Source organism: Bifidobacterium sp. N4G05, from assembly GCF_002742445.1.
Classification (GTDB): Bacteria; Actinomycetota; Actinomycetes; order Actinomycetales; family Bifidobacteriaceae; genus Bifidobacterium; species Bifidobacterium hominis.
The window spans coordinates 205,954-223,865 of sequence record NZ_NJNQ01000004.1 but is presented as its reverse complement, the minus strand read 5'-3'; the positions used below and the strand labels follow the sequence as shown (position 1 = coordinate 223,865).

At 57.6% G+C, this 17,912-nt stretch carries 13 protein-coding genes; 12 read left to right on the top strand and 1 reads right to left on the bottom strand.

Annotated features, from left to right (window positions below; translation table 11 throughout):
* The first annotated feature begins 1 nt into the window (after position 1).
* The 8 genes from fusA (at position 2) to gmk (ending at position 10,994) form a co-directional block, all read left to right on the top strand.
* Positions 2–2,131 carry an elongation factor G gene (fusA, locus tag CE153_RS05665; RefSeq protein ID WP_022244930.1) on the top strand — a complete coding sequence of 710 codons (2,130 nt, stop codon included), beginning with the start codon at positions 2–4 and terminating at the stop codon, positions 2,129–2,131.
* Positions 2,132–2,300: 169 nt separating this feature from the next.
* Positions 2,301–3,500 carry an elongation factor Tu gene (gene tuf / locus CE153_RS05660; RefSeq protein ID WP_003836467.1) on the top strand — a complete coding sequence of 400 codons (1,200 nt, stop codon included), beginning with the start codon at positions 2,301–2,303 and terminating at the stop codon, positions 3,498–3,500.
* A 180-nt stretch (positions 3,501–3,680) separates the two neighbouring features.
* Positions 3,681–4,244: an elongation factor P gene (gene efp / locus CE153_RS05655; RefSeq protein WP_003836469.1), complete on the top strand. Its 564-nt coding sequence runs from the start codon at positions 3,681–3,683 to the stop codon at positions 4,242–4,244.
* Positions 4,245–4,266: 22 nt separating this feature from the next.
* Positions 4,267–4,710 (top strand): transcription antitermination factor NusB, encoded by a 444-nt coding sequence (gene nusB / locus CE153_RS05650; protein WP_099570806.1) that lies wholly within the window; start codon positions 4,267–4,269, stop codon positions 4,708–4,710.
* A 114-nt stretch (positions 4,711–4,824) separates the two neighbouring features.
* Entirely contained in the window at positions 4,825–6,015 is a 1,191-nt protein-coding gene (carA, locus tag CE153_RS05645) for a glutamine-hydrolyzing carbamoyl-phosphate synthase small subunit (protein WP_442861969.1), read from the top strand.
* Positions 6,008–9,388, top strand: coding sequence for a carbamoyl-phosphate synthase large subunit (gene carB / locus CE153_RS05640; RefSeq protein ID WP_099595468.1), 3,381 nt, complete (start codon positions 6,008–6,010; stop codon positions 9,386–9,388). The genes carA and carB overlap by 8 nt, the downstream gene beginning before the upstream one ends.
* Entirely contained in the window at positions 9,388–10,332 is a 945-nt protein-coding gene (pyrF, locus tag CE153_RS05635) for an orotidine-5'-phosphate decarboxylase (protein ID WP_099570803.1), read from the top strand. The genes carB and pyrF overlap by 1 nt, the downstream gene beginning before the upstream one ends.
* Positions 10,333–10,406: 74 nt before the next feature.
* Positions 10,407–10,994 (top strand): guanylate kinase, encoded by a 588-nt coding sequence (gene gmk / locus CE153_RS05630; protein ID WP_099570802.1) that lies wholly within the window; start codon positions 10,407–10,409, stop codon positions 10,992–10,994.
* A gap of 135 nt (positions 10,995–11,129) precedes the next feature.
* Here gmk and ilvD read toward each other — a convergent pair whose 3' ends face one another.
* Positions 11,130–12,989 carry a dihydroxy-acid dehydratase gene (gene ilvD, locus CE153_RS05625; protein WP_099595467.1) on the bottom strand — a complete coding sequence of 620 codons (1,860 nt, stop codon included), beginning with the start codon at positions 12,987–12,989 and terminating at the stop codon, positions 11,130–11,132.
* 213 nt (positions 12,990–13,202) lie between these two features.
* On the opposite strand from ilvD, the gene rpoZ reads away from it, so the two are divergent.
* From rpoZ to CE153_RS05605, 4 genes are all read left to right on the top strand, one after another.
* Entirely contained in the window at positions 13,203–13,487 is a 285-nt protein-coding gene (gene rpoZ, locus CE153_RS05620) for a DNA-directed RNA polymerase subunit omega (RefSeq protein WP_099595465.1), read from the top strand.
* 175 nt (positions 13,488–13,662) lie between these two features.
* Positions 13,663–14,877: a methionine adenosyltransferase gene (gene metK, locus CE153_RS05615; RefSeq protein WP_099595464.1), complete on the top strand. Its 1,215-nt coding sequence runs from the start codon at positions 13,663–13,665 to the stop codon at positions 14,875–14,877.
* A gap of 14 nt (positions 14,878–14,891) precedes the next feature.
* On the top strand, positions 14,892–17,123 hold the full coding sequence (locus CE153_RS05610; RefSeq protein WP_099595462.1) for a primosomal protein N': 2,232 nt from the start codon (positions 14,892–14,894) through the stop codon (positions 17,121–17,123).
* Positions 17,124–17,199: 76 nt separating this feature from the next.
* A complete protein-coding gene (locus CE153_RS05605; RefSeq protein WP_099570798.1) occupies positions 17,200–17,910 on the top strand; it encodes an HAD family hydrolase in 711 nt (236 codons plus the stop codon).
* The last annotated feature ends 2 nt before the right edge of the window (positions 17,911–17,912 follow it).

The following is a 17,912-nucleotide window of genomic DNA, read 5'->3' as shown; positions in this document are numbered from 1 at the left end:
CATGGCACTAGACGTGCTCAATGATCTCAACCAGATCCGTAACATCGGCATCATGGCTCACATCGATGCCGGTAAGACCACTACCACCGAACGTATCCTGTACTACACCGGCAAGAACTACAAGATCGGCGAGACCCATGACGGCGCCTCGACGATGGACTTCATGGCTCAGGAACAGGAACGCGGCATCACCATCCAGTCCGCTGCAACCACCTGCTTCTGGAACCGTCAGACCCATGACGAGAAGCAGAAGTTCCAGATCAACATCATCGATACCCCTGGCCACGTGGACTTCACGGCCGAGGTGGAGCGCTCCCTGCGTGTGCTCGATGGTGCCGTTGCCGTGTTCGACGGCAAGGAAGGTGTGGAGCCGCAGTCCGAAACCGTGTGGCGTCAGGCTGACAAGTACGGCGTTCCGCGTATCTGCTTCATCAACAAGATGGATAAGCTCGGCGCTGACTTCTACTACTCCGTCGACACCATCAAGACCAAGCTGGGCGCGACCCCGCTTGTCGTGCAGCTGCCGATCGGCGCTGAGAACGACTTCGCCGGCGTCGTCGATCTGATTCGTATGAAGGCTTACGTCTGGAACGATGTTTCCGGCGATATGGGCGCTCACTACGACACCACCGACATCCCGGCCGACCTGCAGGACAAGGCTGAGCAGTATCGTGCAGAGCTGCTCGACCAGGTCGCAGAGTCCGACGAAGAGCTGCTTGAGAAGTACCTCGAGTCCGGCGAACTGACTGAGGACGAGATCCGTGGTGGCATCCGTAAGCTCACCATCAACCGTGAAGCCTACCCGGTGCTCTGTGGCTCCGCCTTCAAGGACAAGGGTGTTCAGCCGATGCTGGACGCCGTCGTCGACTACCTGCCGAGCCCGGAGGACGTTCCGTCCATCGTCGGTTTCGATCCGAAGGACGAATCCATCGAGATCGATCGCAAGCCGACCACCGATGATCCGTTCTCTGCTCTGGTCTTCAAGATCTCTACCCACCCGTTCTACGGCAAGCTCGTGTTCGTGCGCGTCTACTCCGGCGCCGTCGCTCCGGGCGACACCGTGCTTGACTCCACCAAGGGCAAGAAGGAACGCGTCGGCAAGATCTTCCAGATGCACGCCGACAAGGAGAACCCGGTCGATGCCGCCGAGGCCGGCAACATCTACACCTTTGTGGGCCTGAAGAACATCACCACTGGTGACACCCTGTGCGACGAAAAGGCTCCGATCTCCCTCGAATCCATGACCTTCCCGGATCCGGTGATCGAGGTGGCCGTGGAGCCGAAGACCAAGGCCGATCAGGAGAAGATGAGCATCGCTCTGGCGAAGCTGTCCGACGAAGATCCGACCTTCCAGGTGAAGACCGACGAAGAGTCCGGCCAGACCCTGATCTCCGGCATGGGCGAGCTGCAGCTCGACATCATCGTCGACCGTATGCGTCGTGAATTCAAGGTGGAGTGCAACGTGGGTAACCCGCAGGTTGCATACCGCGAGACGATCCGCAAGGCCGTCATGAACCAGGAATACACGCACAAGAAGCAGACCGGTGGTTCCGGCCAGTTCGCAAAGGTCTTGATGAACTTCGAGCCGCTCAACACCGAAGAGGGCGAGACCTACGAGTTCGTCAACGAGGTCACCGGCGGCCACATCACCAAGGAATTCATTCCTTCCATCGATGCTGGTGTGCAGGAAGCCATGGAATCCGGCGTGCTCGCCGGCTTCCCGGTGGTTGGCGTCAAGGCTACCGTCACCGACGGCCAGGTCCACGACGTCGATTCCTCCGAAATGGCCTTCAAGATCGCAGGTTCCATGTGCTTCAAGGAAGCTGCTCCGAAGGCCAAGCCGGTCATCCTCGAGCCGATCATGGCCGTGGAAGTGCGTACTCCGGAAGAGTACATGGGCGACGTGATGGGCGATATCAACGCCCGTCGTGGTTCCATCCAGTCCATGACCGACTCCACCGGTGTCAAGGTCATCGATGCCAAGGTTCCGCTGTCCGAGATGTTCGGCTACATCGGCGACCTTCGCTCCAAGACCCAGGGCCGCGCAATGTTCACCATGCAGATGGACTCCTACGCTGAGGTTCCGAAGAACGTCTCCGAGGAAATCATCAAGGCCCAGCGCGGCGAGTGACACGCGCTGCCGCTTAAGTGGAAACTGTCTCCAGTCAGCGCTAGTATTTTGTAGCGCTGACTGGGTTCGGGCTCCAAAGTGGCACAAACCCGTCAAACCCAGTAAAATGTAGCGAGTGCCTTGAAGCGAGTTCAAGGCTTACTACGAGACGTCCAGGAGGACAAAACACATGGCAAAGGAAAAGTACGAGCGTACTAAGCCGCACGTTAACATTGGTACCATTGGCCACGTCGATCACGGTAAGACTACCCTGACCGCAGCCATCTCCAAGGTCCTGCACGAAGAGTACCCGGACATCAACCCGGCTTACGACTTCAACCAGATCGACGCCGCTCCGGAAGAGCAGCAGCGTGGTATCACCATCAACATCGCCCACATCGAGTACCAGACCGCTGAGCGTCACTACGCTCACGTCGACTGCCCGGGCCACGCCGACTTCGTGAAGAACATGATCACCGGCGCTGCCCAGATGGATGGCGCTATCCTCGTTGTGGCTGCTACCGACGGCCCGATGGCTCAGACCCGCGAGCACGTGCTGCTCGCTCGTCAGGTGGGCGTGCCGCGTATCCTCGTCGCTCTGAACAAGTGCGATATGGTCGACGACGAAGAACTCATCGAGCTCGTTGAGGAAGAGGTCCGTGACCTCCTCGACGAAAACGGCTTCGATCGCGATTGCCCGGTCATCCACACCTCCGCTTACGGCGCACTGCACGACGATGCTCCGGATCACGAGAAGTGGGTTGAGTCCGTCAAGGAACTCATGAAGGCTGTCGACGAGTACATCCCGACCCCGACTCACGATCTGGACAAGCCGTTCCTGATGCCGATCGAAGATGTGTTCACCATCTCCGGCCGTGGCACCGTGGTTACCGGCCGTGTCGAGCGTGGTAAGCTCCCGGTCAACTCCAACGTCGAGATCGTTGGTATCCGTCCGACCCAGACCACCACCGTCACCTCCATCGAGACCTTCCACAAGCAGATGGATGAGTGCGAGGCTGGCGACAACACCGGTCTGCTGCTCCGCGGCATCAACCGTGACCAGGTCGAGCGTGGCCAGGTTCTGGCTGCTCCGGGCTCCGTGACCCCGCACACCAAGTTCGAGGGCGAAGTCTACGTGCTGACCAAGGACGAAGGCGGTCGTCACTCGCCGTTCTTCTCCAACTACCGTCCGCAGTTCTACTTCCGTACCACCGACGTCACCGGCGTTATCACCCTGCCGGAAGGCGTTGAGATGGTGCAGCCGGGCGATCACGCTACCTTCGGCGTTGAGCTGATCCAGCCGATCGCTATGGAAGAGGGCCTGACCTTCGCAGTGCGCGAAGGCGGCCACACCGTCGGCTCGGGCCGTGTCACCAAGATCATCGAGTAGTTTCTGCTTGATGTCAAGACACGCTTGAACTAGCGTTTTAGGAAAACCTCCCAAGGCATTTTTGCCGAGGGAGGTTTTCCTATATATGGAAGGCTTACCGACAAAGTATGCACACCGTGGCATAATGAGCAAGGCTCTTTTTAAGCTTTCCCTGTTAGACGAAGAAATAGGTGAGTTAATTTGGCACAGACTACCAATGACATCAAGAACGGTTCCGTCCTGAACCTCGATGGCCAGCTGTGGGCCGTCATCAAGTTCCAGCACGTCAAGCCGGGCAAGGGCCCCGCTTTCGTGCGCACCACCATCAAGAACGTGCTCTCGGGCAAGATCGTCGACAAGACCTTCAATGCCGGCATGAAGATGGAATTCGAAACCGTCGACAACCGCAACCTCCAGTACTCCTACGAGGACGGCGACAATTTCGTGTTCATGGATATGACCACCTACGATCAGATCTACATTCCGAAGACCCTCGTCGGCGACCAGGCCAAGTTCCTGCTGGAAGGAACCGACTGCGTCGTGTCCTTCCACGATGGCACCCCGCTGTCCGTCGAACTGCCGGCTTCCGTGATCCTGACCGTCACCCATACCGAACCGGGTCTGCAGGGCAACCGCTCCAACGCTGGCACCAAGCCGGCCACCGTTGAGACCGGTGCCGAAATTCAGGTTCCGCTGTTCATCGGCGAAGGCGAGAAGGTCAAGGTGAACACCACCGACGGCTCCTACCTCGGCCGCGAGAACTGAGAGTAAGGACGAAAGAAGTTTCATGGCACGTTCCACCGCTCGTAAGAGGGCTCTGAATACGTTGTATGAAGCGGATGAGAAGGGACAGGACATCCTGTCCCTTCTTGCTGAGCGCATTGAGCAGCCCGGCGCCCAGACTCCGCTGCCTGAATACGCCATCGAAATCGTTCGTGGCGTTGCGGAACATATCGCAGCCATCGATTCCACGCTTGACGAGCATTCCACCGGTTGGAAGGTCAAGCGTATGGGCGTTGTCGATCGCAATATTCTGCGTATCGCGGCGTGGGAGATCATGTTCAATGATGATGTTCCCAATATGGTGGCCATCGACGAGGCGCTTGGCCTTGCCAAGACGCTGTGTGATGATGAATCACCGGCATTCATCCACGGTCTGCTCAGCGCTGTCAGCGCTGATGCGGATGCCGTTCAAGTGGATGGGCAACCGACCGAACCTTCAGCTGAGTAAAGCTGAAAGTTAAGCGATTCGGCCGGGTCGCGAGTCCTAACCGGCCGCTATCCTTGGTACGAATACCTTGACTATAAGGGGGTTTTGGTGAACCAGTATGATTCCGAAGCCGTGATGTTTGACCCTCAAGATGCCGTTCTCGTTCTCGAAGACGGACAGGTGTATGTGGGTGAGCCTTACGGCGCGATCGGCACGACCAGTGGGGAGATCGTTTTCGCAACCGGCATGACCGGTTATCAGGAGACGCTTACGGACCCCAGTTACGATCGTCAGATCGTGGTACAGACGTTCCCTCATATTGGGGACACGGGAATCAATGGGGAGGATCCGGAATCCTCGCGAATCTGGGTTGCCGGCTACGTCGTGCGCGATCCTAGCCCGAGCGTGAGCAATTGGCGCGCAACCGGCAGCCTTGATGACGATCTGGAAGCCAACAAGATTGTTGGCATCAGCCATATCGATACCCGTAAGCTGGTGCGTCACCTGCGTTCCGCCGGTGTGATGCGTGCTGCGATTTTCTCCGGTGACGCTTTGCTTGACGACAATGGCAAGCTGCGTACTATCGAATCCATGCTCGACGAGGTTAAATCCACTCCGCAGATGAAGGGGATGAGCCTCTACGACGAGGTCAGCACCAAGCAGGCCTACACCATCGAACCTTGCGGCGAATTCGAAGGCAAGGAGCCGCTGTACACCGTCGCCGCCGTCGATTTGGGCATCAAGGCCATGACTCCGCATCGCATGGCGGAGCGTGGTTGCCGTGTGCATGTGGTGCCATCCACCATCACGTTCGACGAGCTTGAAGCTCTTCATCCTGATGGTGTCTTCTTCTCCAATGGTCCGGGAGATCCGGAACAGGCCGCCCCTGAAGTGGACCTGCTTCGTCAGGTGCTTGATGCAGGCCATCCGTTCTTCGGCATCTGCTTCGGCAACCAGCTGCTCGGCCGTGCGCTTGGCTTCGGTACGTACAAGCTGAAGTTCGGCCACCGTGGCATCAACCAGCCGGTCAAAGACATGACCACCGGCAAAATCGAAATCACCGCGCACAACCACGGTTTCGCCGTCGACGCGCCGATTGGTGAAACCGTTGACGCGCCGTTCGAAAACGGCAAGTACGGCAAGGTGTTCGTCAGCCACGTCGATCTGAATGACAATGTGGTTGAAGGCCTGCAGTGTGTCGATATTCCGGCATTCTCCGTGCAGTACCATCCGGAAGCCGCAGCCGGCCCGCACGATGCCGCATATCTGTTCGATCGTTTCGTGGATCTCATGCGTTCCGCCAAGGAGGGAACCCGCAATGCCTAAGCGCACAGACATCAAGTCCGTGATGGTCATCGGCTCCGGTCCGATTGTGATCGGCCAGGCCGCAGAATTCGATTACTCGGGCACTCAGGCCTGCCGCGTGCTTCGTGAGGAAGGCATCCGAGTCATTCTCGTCAACTCCAACCCGGCCACCATCATGACCGATCCGGAAATGGCGGATGCCACCTACATCGAGCCGATCTCCACGCCGATCCTCGAGCAAATCATCGCCAAGGAACGTCCTGACGCCCTGCTGCCGACCCTAGGTGGTCAGACTGCACTGAACGCAGCCATGGCACTGGGTGAGGCCGGTGTGCTCAAGAAGTACAACGTCGAGCTGATCGGTGCTTCCCTTGAAGCCATCGACCGTGGTGAGGACCGTGAGCTCTTCAAGAAGGTCGTTGAGGAGGCTGGCGCCGAATCCGCACGTTCCGACATCGCCCATTCCCTCGAAGAAGTCGATAAGATCGCTGAGAAGTTCGGCTATCCGCTGGTTGTGCGACCGAGCTTCACCATGGGTGGTCTTGGTTCCGGTATTGCGCACAACGAAGAGGAACTGCACCGCATCGCAGGCGCAGGCATCCATTATTCCCCAACCGACGAGGTGCTGATCGAAGAAGGCATCGAAGGCTGGAAGGAATACGAACTCGAGCTGATGCGCGACAAGAAAGACAACGTCGTGGTCGTCTGCCCGATTGAGAACGTGGATCCTGTCGGTGTGCACACCGGCGATTCCATTACCGTGGCGCCTGTGTTCACTCTGACTGATCGCGAATATCAGAAGCTTCGTGATATCGGCATCGCCATCATTCGCGGCGTGGGCGTCGATACTGGCGGTTGCAACATCCAGTTCGCCATCAACCCGAACACCGGACGCATCATCGTCATCGAAATGAACCCGCGTGTGTCCCGTTCCTCCGCTCTGGCATCCAAGGCAACCGGCTTCCCGATCGCGAAGATCGCCACCAAGCTGGCTCTTGGCTATACGCTCGACGAAATCCAGAACGATATCACGCAGTCCACTCCGGCCAGCTTCGAGCCGACTATCGACTACGTGGTCACCAAGGTCCCGCGTTTCGCCTTCGAGAAGTTCCCGGGTGCCGATCCGACACTGACCACCTCCATGAAGTCCGTGGGCGAGGCCATGGCTCTGGCAGGCAATTTCCAGGAATCCCTCGGCAAGGCCATGCGCTCCATCGACAAGCGCCACATGGGCTTTAACTGGGACGGCGACAAGCCTTCCGCACAGGAAGTCGATGAGCTGCTGGACGCCATCAAGGTGCCGACCGAACATCGTTATCTGCAAATCCAGCGCGCCCTGTGGGGAGGCGCCACCGAACAGCAGATTTTCGACGCCACCAAGATCGATCCGTGGTTCATCCGCCAGTTCGAACTCATCAATGAGACAGCTCTTGAAATCAAGGGAGCGGAGAAGCTTAGCCGCAAGCTGTTGAAGAAGGCGAAGCTGGCTGGTCTTTCCGATCTGCAGATCGCCCACCTGCGTCGCTTGGGAGACGAAGGTGAAAACGCGATCCGCGAGCTGCGCTGGTCGTATGATCTTCGCCCGGTCTTCAAGACGGTCGATACTTGTGCCGCCGAGTTTGACGCGGTGACTCCGTACTACTACTCCTGCTATGCGGACGAAAGCGAACTGCGCCCGCGTGAGCGCGAAGCCGTGATCATTCTCGGTTCCGGCCCGAACCGTATCGGTCAGGGCATCGAGTTCGACTACACCTGCGTGCATGCCGTGCAGGAACTGGGCAAGGACTATGACACCATCATGGTCAACTGCAACCCGGAAACCGTGTCGACCGATTACGACATGTCCGATCGCCTGTACTTCGAACCGCTCACCTTCGAAGATGTGCTCGAAATCTACGAGGCCGAAAAGAAGATGGGCCCAGTCAAGGGCGTTATCGTTCAGCTTGGTGGCCAGACCCCGTTGTCTCTGGCAGCTCGCCTGAAGGCTGCAGGCGTGCCGATTCTCGGCACCACGCCCGAATCCATCGATCTGGCTGAAAACCGTGAGCTCTTCGGCGAAGTGTTGAAGAAGGCCGAGATGAACGCGCCTCGCTACGGTACCGCTCTGAGCCTTGACGAAGCCCGTGAAGCGGCACACAACATCGGTTACCCGGTGCTGGTGCGCCCGAGCTACGTGCTTGGTGGTCGTGGCATGGAAATCGTGTACGACGATGCCCAGTTGCGCAAGTACGTGGACCGCGCATTGAAGGAAGCCCAGGCCGATACCGTGGTTTCTGGCCGTCTGCCTTCTCCGCTGCTGATTGACAAGTTCCTGCAGGATGCCGTGGAAATCGACGTTGATGCCCTGTTCGACGGCGAGGAGCTGTATATCGGTGGCATTATGGAGCATGTCGAGGAAGCCGGTGTGCATTCCGGCGATGCCGCATGCACCTTGCCTCCGAGCACCCTTTCCGATGATCAGATTCGTCGTCTGCGCGAGGGCACCTATGCCATCGCCAAGGGCTGTGGCGTGCAAGGCCTGATCAACGTGCAGTACGCCTTCATGGCCAACACGCTGTACGTCATCGAGGCGAATCCGCGTGCCTCCCGTACCGTACCGTTCGCTTCCAAGGCGACCGGCGTGGCACTGGCCAAGGCAGCGGCCCGCATCATGGCTGGCGAAACCATTCAGCAGCAGCGTGACAACGACTTGCTGTTGCCTCACGGCGATGGTGGTGATATTCGCCGCGGTCAGCAGGTTGCCGTTAAGGAATCCGTGCTTCCGTTCAAGCGTTTCCGCACGCCGCTCGGCAAGACCGTCGACGTGTTGCTTGGACCGGAGATGCGTTCCACCGGCGAGGTCATGGGCTTTGACCGTGACTTCCCGCATGCGTTCGCCAAGAGCCAGCTGGCCGCTTATGACGGTGGCTTGCCGACAAGCGGCAACGTGTTCATTTCCGTGAACGACACCGACAAGCGTCAACTGCCGTTGTTCGCCGCACGCTTGGTGGAGCTTGGCTTCAACATTTGGGCCACCGAGGGTACCGCATCCGTGTTGCGCCGCTATGGCATCGACTCCAAGATCGTTGATAAGATCAGCGTTCGTATGGATTCCGATCCGGATGATCCAATCACCACCTACCATGCGGAAGGCAGCGTCGGCAAGAATGTCGTACAGCTGATCGAGGAAGGTGCCATCGATCTGATTCTCAACACACCGAACTCCCGTGGCTCCCGTTCCGACGGCTATGCCATCCGTTCGGCGGCCATTGCTGCGGATCTGCCTCAGTTCACCACCATGACGGAATTCTCCGCCGTGTTGATGGCCATCGAGGCTGTGCGCAATAATGATTATCAGATCATGAGCATTCAGGATCATTCCCAGCAGCTGTTCGAGTTGGAAAGCCGTGAGTAATGGTAAGTAGCCTCAGTAGTGAAGAGATGAGTGCCCAGCGTTCGGATTTCGGTCTGCGTCTGAGCAATTCCATGGCCAAATATGGTCCGCTGTGTGTGGGCATCGACCCGCATCGGCAACTCCTTACCGACTGGGGCTACAATGTGGATGCTTTAGGCGCGGAGCTCTACTCCATGCGTATGTTGCAGGCAGCCAATGGTAGAGCGGCGGCCGTCAAATTCCAGTTCTCCATGTTTGAGCGCTACGGTTCGAAAGGCATCGCGGCGCTCGAACGGGTACTGTATGCGGCCCGTCAGATGGGAATCATCACCATTGTCGACTGCCTGCACGGCGGTCTGCCGACTACAGTGTCCGCATTCGCCGACGCCTATTTCAAGCCGGGAGCTCCTCTGCTGGCCGACGCCATCACCTTGCTGCCGTACTACGGCGCACGTTCTTTGGGTGGCGTGATCAACGACGCGCTCAACAACGGTCGAGGCGTGTTCATCGCATCATTGACCTCGAATCAAGAGGGTGCCAGCCTACAGACAGCCATTCGTCAGGCGGGCGAATATAAGGGCAGAACCGTGGCCTACGGCATCGCCAGCACCGCGCAGAAATTCAACAAGGGTAATGACGGTATGGGTTCCGTTGGCTTGATCATCGGAGCCACCATCGGTCAGTGGATCAATGATTCCGGCATCGACCCAGCCAAGTTCACCGGCCCTATTCTGTCTCCGGGCTACGGATGGCAAGGTGCTGAAACCCGCGACCTTAAGACGGTATTCAAAGGTACTAAAGGCAATGTGCTTGTCACCGTATCTCGTTTTATCGCCACACATGGTCCGGATATTGCCTCTCTGAGCGCGGCCACAGAATCCGTGGCGCTCGATATTCGTCAGGCGCTTATCGAAGCGCAGAACGAAATCGATGATGAGGTTTTGGACGACGACGAAGAAGAGTGATCGCGCGTTCTCAAATCCGATGCTGAGATTCCATATTCCATGTTCTGTTGATTGTTATGAAGAATGAGGATGTAATGACTGATTCTCGTCATGGCCGTTTGATTGTACTTTGTGGCCCCGCCGGTGTTGGTAAAGGCACCGTTTTGGGACGCGTACGTGAGCAGCATCCGCAGATCTGGCTATCGGTATCTGCAACGACCCGTAAACCACGTCCAGGCGAAGTGGATGGCGTCAATTACTTCTTCATGACTGAACAGGAGTTTCTCGCCAAAGAAGATGCCGGTGAGTTTTTGGAAACCGCTGACGTCTTCGGTCTTGCTCACTACGGCACGCCCGTGAAACCAGTCGTGGAACATCTCGAACAGAATATTCCCGTCATTCTGGAAATCGACATCCAAGGTGCCCGTAGCGTCAAGCAGCGTGCGGGGGAGTTGGGTCTTGATGTGATGACCGTGTTCATTGCGCCGCCGTCGTTCGAGGAATTGAAACGTCGTCTTGTCGGGCGTGGTACTGAAACCCCGGAACAGCAGGCGAAACGTTTGGAAACCGCGAAAATCGAGCTTGCAGCTGAACCTGAATTTGACAAAGTCATCGTCAATAATGTTGTCGATGATGCTGCAAATGAACTGTGGAATCTTATTGCAACGGAATTCGATCTGTAATCGTAATAATTAAAAATTGCAACATGCGTTCGAATATATCGGGCGCATGTTTTTTTTAAAAAAAAGAAAAATGAGGATTGCGCAGTAAGTAAACTATGCAATCCTCATTATGTATTATTTGAGATTTGCTGGAACTCAGGCGAGACCGGAAAGCTTGTTGATCAGCTCCGGATCACGCGTGGCACCCTTATCTGCGGAACGCGCGAAAGCTGCGTAGGCCTTCAGCGCCTGGGAGACCTTGCGGTCGCGGTGCGCCACATAGCCGTCGCCGGCTTCGAGTTCGGTGCGGCGTTGGGCCAGCTCTTCGTCGGAAAGCTCGACGTTCACCGTACGGTTCGGGATATCGATGTTAATGATGTCGCCGTTCTTGATTAGGGCGATCGGACCCTTGCTTGCCGCCTCGGGAGCGATATGGCCGATGGCCAGACCGGAGGAGCCGCCGGAGTAGCGGCCGTCGGTCAGCATGGCGACCTGCTTGCCGATACCCTTGCCCTTGACGAACGACGTCGGGTACAGCATCTCCTGCATGCCCGGGCCGCCCTTCGGGCCCTCGTAGCGGATGACCAGCGCCATGCCGGGCTTCAGAGTGTCGTTGAGGATGACCTCGATGGCCTGCTCCTGGGATTCGACGACCAGTGCCGGTCCACGGAAGGTCCAAATCTCCTTCGGTACGCCGGCGGTCTTCACCACGCAGCCGTCAGGGGCGAGGTTGCCGCGCAGCACGGCTAGACCGCCTTCGGTGACAGCCGGATGGTCGATGTCATGGATCGCGCCGTTCACACGGTCGCGGTCGAGGGAATCGAACAGGGTGGTGTGCGTCCACGGATCCGGGGAGACAATGTGGCCCGGAGCGGCCAGATACATCTGCTTGGCTTCCTCGGTGCAGGAATCGCGCATGATGTCCCAGTCATTGAGCTTGTCTTCCAGTGTCTTGTAATCCACGGAATGCACGTCGCGGTGCAGCTTGCCGGCGCGGTCGAGTTCGCCGAGGATACCAGTGATGCCGCCTGCGCGATGTACATCGGAAATCTCCCACTCGCCGGACGGGGAGGCCTTGCAAATGCACGGCACGGTGTGGGAGATACGTTCGATGTCGTCCAGGGTGAAGTCCACATCGGCGGACTGGGCCATGGCGAGGATGTGCAGCACGGTGTTGGTGGAGCCGCCCATGGCCACATCCATGGTCATGGCGTTCTCGAAGGCTTCCTTGGTGGCGATGGAGCGCGGCAGTACGGAATCGTCATCGTCGTCGTAATACTGCTTGGCGATCTTGACGATCTGCTCGGCGGCGCGCTTGAAGAGGTCCTTGCGGTAGGAGTGGGAGGCCAGAATGGTGCCGTTGCCCGGCAGGGCCAGACCGATGGCTTCGGTCAGGCAGTTCATCGAATTCGCGGTGAACATGCCGGCGCAGGAGCCGCAGGTCGGACAGACGGTCTTCTCGTAGGCTAGCAGATCCTCTTCGTCCAGATTGTCGTCGGCGGAGGCGTACATCACATCGATCAGATCGGTGTTCTTCTTCACTGTGCCGTCAGGCAGCACGGTCGTGCCGGCTTCCATCGGGCCGCCGGAGACGAAGACGGTCGGGATGTTCAGACGCAGAGCGGCCATCAGCATGCCCGGCACGACCTTGTCGCAGTTCGGGATGCAGATCAGGGCGTCGGCACAGTGCGCATTCGCCTGATATTCCACAGTGTCGGCGATGATGTCACGGCTCGGCAGGGAGTACAGCATGCCCGTGTGACCCATGGCAATGCCGTCATCAACAGCCATCGTGTTGAACTCACGTGGGATGCCGCCGGCTTCCTTGATAGCCTCGGAGATCAGTCGTCCGACCTTGTTCAGGTGCACGTGGCCGGGCAGGAACTCGTCGAAGGAATTGGCAATGGCGATAATCGGCTTGCCGAAATCCTTACCGTCCACACCCGCGGCACGGTAGAGGGCGCGAGCGCCCGCGAATACTCGTCCATTCATCAGTTTTGCAGATCGCATTTCCATGTTCTCTATTGTGGTAGTTAAACGGGACACGTGTTTTGTTAAAAGCCACTATGTGGAATTTGCAGAAGCGTTACATTCGCAAGCGTTGACGAAGATGCTTGCGCTTGTCGAAAACATGAGAGAAGGGGCTTGAATCAGGTCCAGTGGCGGCTCTATACTTAAGACTTTGGTAAGGAAGCTTTTGGCTTATCTGATGATTGGGAGATAATCAATATGGCATTCGGCACTCAGCCAACCCCGACCGGTCTTGCGGAACCGCCGATCGATGATTTGATGGAGCATGCTGACTCCAAGTATGCACTGGCTATTTTCGCAGCCAAGCGTGCCCGTCAGATCAATTCCTATTTCACCCAGCTTAACGAGGGCTTGCTGCAGAACGTCGGTCCGCTGGTGGAATATCAGAATCAGGAGAAGCCGCTGTCCATCGCCTTCCGTGAAATCAATGAAGGTCTGCTTGAGGAGACCCTCGGCGAAGACGATCTGACCGAAGGCAACTGACGCGACGGCTCTTGAACAAGAGTCGAATCTCGAATTTTCATTCGCCCCGATACCTGAGCGGTGCGCTTTGAATAGTCCACAATGAAACTATTGATTGCGTATGCGAAGGACGGGGCGTTTTTCGTAGCAATCAGAAGGGACGAACGTGTGGGGCGTTCGTGAAAGGAGCAGCCAGATGGCTGAATTGAAGTTGATTTCCGCTGAGTCGGTAACAGAGGGGCATCCGGACAAGGTCTGTGATCAGATTTCCGATGCGATTCTTGATGATATGCTTGCTCAGGATCCGCAGTCTCATGTCGCTGTGGAGACGTGCGCCACTGTCGGTCAGTTCTTCGTGTTCGGAGAGGTGACGAGTGATGGGTATTCTGACATTCAGAACATTGTGCGTTCTGTGGTGCGTAATATCGGCTATACCAGTTCCCGTGTCGGTCTTGATGCTGATTCTTGCGGTGTGACCGTGTCATTGACTGAGCAGAGTTCCGAAATCAATCAGGGTGTGGCTCGTTTGAGTGGTGAGGCGGAATCTCAGGCATCTCGCGAGCAGCGCTACGAAGCACAAGGTGCCGGCGATCAGGGTGTGATGTTCGGCTATGCATGCGATGAGACCGACGCGTTGATGCCATTGCCGATTTACTTGGCGCATCGTTTGGCATATCGTCTTACGCAAGTGCGCAAGAATGGCGAGGTGCCTCACTTGCGTCCGGATGGCAAGACCCAGGTGACCATCGAATACGATGAGAATGATGTTCCTGTTCGTCTCGATACGGTGCTGGTTTCCACTCAGCATGATCCGGAAGTCGATCAGGCATGGCTTAAGGAGCAGCTGACGGAGCATGTGATTCGTCCGGTGCTCGACGATGTGCTTGCCGACCGTGTGGCGCATGATGAATATCACGTGCTCGTTAATCCGACCGGTTCGTTCGTGCTTGGCGGTCCTGCCGCGGATGCCGGTTTGACCGGTCGCAAGATCATCGTCGACACGTATGGTGGTGCGGCGCATCATGGTGGCGGCGCATTCTCCGGCAAGGATCCGAGCAAGGTGGATCGTTCCGCGGCCTATGCGGCACGTTGGGTGGCCAAGAACATTGTGGCCGCTGGCCTTGCGCATAAGGTTGAAGTGCAGGTGGCGTATGCCATTGGCGTGGCCGATCCGGTGTCCATCAATGTGGAAACGTATGGCACTGAAATTGGTGTGACCCGCGAGCAGATTCAGCAGGCTGTGCGCACGGTGTTCGACCTTCGACCGGCCGCCATTATCGACGAGCTCGACCTGAAGCGTCCGATCTATTCCAAGACCGCTGCTTATGGTCATTTCGGACGCGACGATGCTGATTTCACCTGGGAGGCCACCAATAAGGTCGACGAGCTGAAAGCCGCCATCGAGGGCTGAGCTACCCTTGAATCATGAGTACTGAGGATGCCGAACAGCTGGCGCTTGACGGGCTTGCCCCGCGCAAGCGGCGCAAACGTGCGCCTACGCCCAAAACGCCGGCTGCCGAGCATCCCATCGCCCAAGTGGTGCTGGACATTCAAGCCACCCATTTGGGGCAGACCTTCGACTACTACGTCGAGGAGAAATATTCCGAAGAAGCACAACCTGGCGTAATGGTGCGCGTGCGTTTCGGAGGGCAACGGGTCAACGGCATCGTATGGAACAGAACCGATACCAGCGAAACCCCGGAATCGTCGTTGAGATTCATTGAACGAGTGGTCTCCGATCGTGTGCTGGTGCCTGCGTCCATGCGGAATGACGCTACGCTTATCGCGGATGCGTTCGGTGGAACACGAGCCAACATCCTACGTTTGGCGGTGCCTGCGCGCGTGGCGCGAGTCGAACAGGAGCAGCGCCTCGGTAACCGAACGAATATCGAAAAAAACAGGCGCAGGGAGTCGCTCGCCAAGGCCGAACGGGAATTATACGAACAACTGCAACGGCAATACGGCAATATCAATCTGCTTCATGAAGCATTGGAATCGCAACGTTTTCAATCGTTCGTGTTCGATCCGCTTCCGGGTGCCGACCATTGGCGGCAGTGTGCGGCATGGATGGTGGTTTCGGCGCTGTTGCAGGGCAAACCGGCAGTGCTGGTGCTGCCGACCATGCGTGAGATTGAGGATATGGCTGAGACCCTGCAGGCTATTGGCTTGCGCCTTTTCGCACCGATGCAATCCTCCAATGGAGCGTATGACGGCGATTTCGCCATTCTGAATGCGCAGATGGCGCCGGCGGAACGGTATCGTGCCTATCTGGCCATCTGCGAGGGGCAGGTTCGGTGCGTGATCGGCACGCGTGCGGCGATGTATGCTCCGGTGGACGGCAATGCGTTGTTCTTCATACTCGACGATGTGTGCTATCAGGATGCCGATGGCATGATGCCATACGCCAACGCTCGTGGAGTGCTGCGGTTGCGCGCGAAATCGCATAACGGTGTGTTCGTTGCGATGGCCAATGCGCGCAGTGTGCAAAGCCAGTGGGAGACCGATGCGGCGCACGTCGGAGCCACTCAGGTCAGCGGTTTCAGCACGCCTATTCATGCGTTTCCTGCGGTGACCAAGGAGGCAAGTCCGTGGATTCGTTGGCTCAATCGCGATGAACTGGCGAGACTTGCGGATGCAACCATTGGCGCGCGTGTGCCGCACACCGCGGTGCGAGTGTTGTCGAAGGCGTTGGAAAGCGGCCCGGTGTTGTTGAGTATTCCGCAAGACGGCATCAGCGAGGCATTGAGCTGTGCGAAATGTCACCGACAGGCGAGATGTTCGTATTGCACCGGGCCTTTGGAACGATTGTTGGACGGGTCCGTGCGATGCCGCTGGTGTGGCTCCGCCACAGTGCAATGGGCTTGCCCGGCATGCCAGGGCGAGCGCATGCGAGTGGTTCGTGTCGGGGCCGCGGGAACTGCACAGGAACTGAGCCGGCTGTTTCGTGGCGTTCCTATTGTGCTTTCAACGCCAAGCCAGCCGCGTGGCATTGTTTCCGATATTGGATTTACGCCGCAGCTGGTCATCGCCACTCCCGGTGCCGAACCCCGTGTGCGTGGGCGGAATCCTTCGGAATGTGAATACCGTGCTGTGGCCATTCTTGACGCATGGACCAGCCTGTACGCGTTCGGTATCGACGCGGGCGTAGACACGTTAACATCGTGGATGCGTGCGGTTTCGCTATGCGCGCCGCGAATCAGGGGAGGTCAGGCACTGCTGATCGGAGAAACCGATCCCACACTTGCCCAATCGTTGATGCTTTGGAATTCAACGTTGTTGGCACAAACCGAACTACAGGAACGTGAGCAGACGGCATTGCCCCCAGTGTTCGCCGCTGCCTGCGTGTGGGGCCGCCGTGACGCGGTGAAAGCCACGTTGGAGCGGATTGGTGCATTGGGCGGGGGAGATATGTCTACCATCGAAACCGCCGAAGGCGTACTGCCGTCCGTATTGGGGCCGGTGCCCATCCCGCAGCCGCGAACCATTGATTCACGTGAGTTGGAAGGTACTGCGGATCGTGTCAAGGCCGTGGTGCGTGTGCCGCAAAGCCGACGTGGCGAATTGGCGTTGCGTTTGCGCTCCGCCAGTGCCCGCCATGTGGCCGCTCGTGAGCCCGGTGAGCTGCGTTTCCAGCTTGATCCGAAGGAGCGAATCTGACGCACGTCCCCTCGCCGTGAAAAACTAGATAGGTTGAAGTTCGGCATAAGGCCGTATGGCATGAATGGAGGATCATATGAAGGGCTGGCCAGGAGAGCCTGACATGGAGTACGACGTGCTCATGGCAGACGGTGAAGCCGCGGCGAATGCGGGCAAACCGATCACCGATGTGATTTTCGATTTCGGCAATGTGCTCATCTACTGGGATCCGGTTGCCGTGATGGCGCCACGGTATAGCGACGAGCTTGTTGAGCAGTTCCTTGACAACGATATTTCCGGCTTTTATGACATCAATGACGAGTTGGATTGTGGCATGTCGAACGATGATGGTGTCGCCTTGATGCGTGAACGTCACGGAGACAAGTGGGCCGACATGTTGCAGTACTATCTTGACAATTTCGTTGACTCGCTGACCGGCGTGGTGCCGGGCGCTCGCGTGCTCATCAATGATTTGAAAGCTGCCGGCGTGCGCGTATGGGGATTGAGCAACTGGCAGAAGGACCTGTTCCCGATCGCGCTTGAGAATTTCGATATTCTGCGCAGTCTTAACGATCGTGTGGTTTCGGGGTACATTTCCCTGCGCAAGCCCAACAAGGATATTTACGAGTTCGCGTTGCAGCAGTTCGGCATTGACGCTTCCGGCGCGGTATTCGTGGATGATAAGGCCATGAATATCGTAGGTGCGAACAATGCTGGCATTCGCGGCGTTCGATTCAAGGATTCGCGTGCATTGCGTGCGTTGCTCATCGATGCAGGTGTGAAGATTCCTGCAGTGCGCCAGGCATAGTG

What these genes read in the sequence shown, in the direction of transcription:
- fusA (WP_022244930.1), top strand. Translation starts at nt 2, where the DNA reads ATGGCACTAGACGTGCTCAATGATCTCAACCAGATCCGTAACATCGGC.
- tuf (WP_003836467.1), top strand. Translation starts at nt 2,301, where the DNA reads ATGGCAAAGGAAAAGTACGAGCGTACTAAGCCGCACGTTAACATTGGT.
- nusB (WP_099570806.1), top strand. Translation starts at nt 4,267, where the DNA reads ATGGCACGTTCCACCGCTCGTAAGAGGGCTCTGAATACGTTGTATGAA.
- carA (WP_442861969.1), top strand. Translation starts at nt 4,825, where the DNA reads ATGTTTGACCCTCAAGATGCCGTTCTCGTTCTCGAAGACGGACAGGTG.
- carB (WP_099595468.1), top strand. Translation starts at nt 6,008, where the DNA reads ATGCCTAAGCGCACAGACATCAAGTCCGTGATGGTCATCGGCTCCGGT.
- pyrF (WP_099570803.1), top strand. Translation starts at nt 9,388, where the DNA reads ATGGTAAGTAGCCTCAGTAGTGAAGAGATGAGTGCCCAGCGTTCGGAT.
- gmk (WP_099570802.1), top strand. Translation starts at nt 10,407, where the DNA reads ATGACTGATTCTCGTCATGGCCGTTTGATTGTACTTTGTGGCCCCGCC.
- ilvD (WP_099595467.1), bottom strand. Translation starts at nt 12,989, where the DNA reads ATGGAAATGCGATCTGCAAAACTGATGAATGGACGAGTATTCGCGGGC.
- rpoZ (WP_099595465.1), top strand. Translation starts at nt 13,203, where the DNA reads ATGGCATTCGGCACTCAGCCAACCCCGACCGGTCTTGCGGAACCGCCG.
- metK (WP_099595464.1), top strand. Translation starts at nt 13,663, where the DNA reads ATGGCTGAATTGAAGTTGATTTCCGCTGAGTCGGTAACAGAGGGGCAT.
- CE153_RS05610 (WP_099595462.1), top strand. Translation starts at nt 14,892, where the DNA reads ATGAGTACTGAGGATGCCGAACAGCTGGCGCTTGACGGGCTTGCCCCG.
- CE153_RS05605 (WP_099570798.1), top strand. Translation starts at nt 17,200, where the DNA reads ATGAAGGGCTGGCCAGGAGAGCCTGACATGGAGTACGACGTGCTCATG.